Annotated in this window: 2 protein-coding genes; both read left to right on the top strand. The window is 63.0% G+C overall.

Annotated elements, in window-relative coordinates; translation table 11 throughout:
• Nucleotides 1-110: 110 nt before the first annotated feature.
• Complete coding sequence (gene prpB, locus BEK68_RS07280; RefSeq protein WP_004632269.1) at nt 111-1,007, top strand: methylisocitrate lyase; 897 nt, start codon at nt 111-113, stop codon at nt 1,005-1,007.
• Nucleotides 1,008-1,044: 37 nt separating this feature from the next.
• Complete coding sequence (gene prpC, locus BEK68_RS07275; RefSeq protein ID WP_004632271.1) at nt 1,045-2,214, top strand: bifunctional 2-methylcitrate synthase/citrate synthase; 1,170 nt, start codon at nt 1,045-1,047, stop codon at nt 2,212-2,214.
• Nucleotides 2,215-2,371: the final 157 nt, after the last annotated feature.

Genomic DNA, 2,371 nt, shown 5'->3' with positions numbered 1-2,371 from the left:
TGGTGTGCGCCCGGGCGGTAACGTCACATCCATACAAATCAAGGGGTTACGTCCACTCGATTGGGTGGCCCGCTTCCTGCTCTCTTAGGCCAATCTTTCTGGAGCCACACATGAGCACAACCCATCGACACCCCACCAGCGCCGGCGCCAAGTTCCGTGCTGCCGTGGCCGAATCCCAACCGCTGCAAGTGGTGGGCGCCATTACCGCCTACGCTGCCAAGATGGCCGAGCAGACCGGCTTCAAGGCCGTGTACCTGTCGGGCGGCGGCGTGGCGGCCAACTCGCTGGGCATTCCGGACCTGGGCATCAGCACGATGGAAGACGTACTGATCGACGCCCGCCGCATCACCGACGCGGTGCAGATCCCGCTGATGGTCGACATCGACACCGGCTGGGGCGGCGCCTTCAACATTGCGCGCACCATTCGCTCGTTCATCAAGGCGGGTGTGGCCGCCGTGCACCTGGAAGACCAGGTTGGCCAGAAACGCTGCGGTCATCGCCCCGGCAAGGAAGTCGTTTCCACCGACGAAATGGTCGACCGCGTGAAGGCCGCCGTGGATGCCCGCACCGATGACGATTTCGTCATCATGGCCCGCACCGATGCCGCCGCCTCCGAAGGCATCGACGCCGCCATCGAGCGCGCCGTCGCCTACGTGGAAGCGGGCGCCGACATGATCTTTCCGGAAGCCATGAAGACGCTGGACGACTACCGCCGCTTCAAGGCCGCTGTAAAAGTGCCCATCCTGGCCAACCTGACCGAGTTCGGCAGCACGCCGCTCTTTACCACCGACGAACTGCGCAGCGCCAACGTGGACATTGCGCTGTACTGCTGCGGCGCCTACCGCGCAATGAACGCTGCGGCGCTCAACTTCTATCAGACCGTGATGCGTGACGGCACCCAGAAGGCGGCCGTGGAAACCATGCAGTCGCGCGCCGATCTGTACCAATATCTCGGCTACCACGCGTACGAAGACAAGCTCGACGCGCTGTTTGCCGCACAGAAATAACGCCTACAGACTCAACGCATCCAAGGAGACCACCACCATGAGCGAAGCCGATAACAGCACGCCGAACGCCGGCGCCTTCAAGCCGAAGAAATCCGTGGCCCTGTCGGGCGTGACGGCCGGCAACACCGCCCTGTGTACCGTTGGCCGCACCGGCAATGACCTGCACTATCGCGGCTACGACATCCTCGACCTGGCCGGGGCGTGCGAGTTTGAAGAAGTCGCCCACCTGCTGGTGCACGGCAAGCTGCCCAACAAGGCGGAACTTGCTGCCTACAAGGCCAAGCTGAAGGCATTGCGCGGCCTGCCCGCCAACGTGAAGGCCGCCCTGGAATGGGTGCCCGCCTCCGCCCACCCGATGGACGTGATGCGCACCGGTGTGTCGGTGCTGGGCACCGTGCTGCCTGAAAAGGACGACCACGCCACCCCCGGCGCACGCGACATCGCGGACCGCCTGATGGCATCGCTCGGCTCGATGCTGCTGTACTGGTACCACTACAGCCACAACGGCAAGCGCATCGAAGTCGAAACCGACGACGACTCCATCGGCGGCCACTTCCTGCACCTGCTGCACGGCGTTGAACCGTCGCAGTCGTGGGTCGATGCCATGCACGTCTCGCTCAACCTGTATGCCGAGCACGAGTTCAACGCATCGACGTTTACCGGCCGCGTGATTGCCGGCACGGGCTCGGACATCTACTCGGCCATCACCGGCGCGATCGGCGCGCTGCGCGGCCCGAAGCACGGCGGCGCCAATGAAGTCGCCTTCGAAATCCAGAAGCGCTACGACACCCCGGACGAGGCCGAAGCCGACATCCGCCGCCGCGTGGAAGCCAAGGAAGTCGTGATCGGTTTCGGCCACCCGGTGTACACCGTGTCCGACCCGCGCAACAAGGTCATCAAGGAAGTGGCGCGCAAGCTGTCGAAGGAAGCCAGCAACACCAAGATGTTCGACATTGCCGAGCGCCTGGAAACCGTGATGTGGGACATCAAGAAGATGTTCCCGAACCTGGACTGGTTCAGTGCCGTGTCGTACCACATGATGGGCGTGCCGACCGCGATGTTCACCCCGCTGTTCGTGATCGCGCGTACGTCCGGCTGGGCAGCGCACATCATCGAGCAACGCATCGACAACAAGATCATCCGCCCGAGCGCCAACTACACCGGCCCCGACGACCTGAAGTTCGTACCGATCGGCAAACGCCCGTAAGAGAACGCCACCGCACGCACTCAGACGGTTTGGCCTTTGACGTTCCTGCCCTATGCGGCGCCTTGAATTTTTGTTGCAAGGAGGAAAAAAGAAGGGGAACTGTCTGAGCGCAGCGAGTTTTCCCTTTCTCCTCCTTGCGACATAAATTCAAGGAGGG

Origin of the sequence: Ralstonia pickettii (assembly GCF_001699815.1) — a bacterium.
Classification (GTDB): domain Bacteria; phylum Pseudomonadota; class Gammaproteobacteria; order Burkholderiales; family Burkholderiaceae; genus Ralstonia; species Ralstonia thomasii.
Note: the sequence above shows the minus strand (reverse complement) of the source record. Positions and strands in the feature narration are given on the sequence as shown.

Bases quoted from the DNA above. Each gene is read 5' to 3' on its own strand.
- prpB (WP_004632269.1), top strand. From the start codon at position 111: ATGAGCACAACCCATCGACACCCCACCAGCGCCGGCGCCAAGTTCCGT.
- prpC (WP_004632271.1), top strand. From the start codon at position 1,045: ATGAGCGAAGCCGATAACAGCACGCCGAACGCCGGCGCCTTCAAGCCG.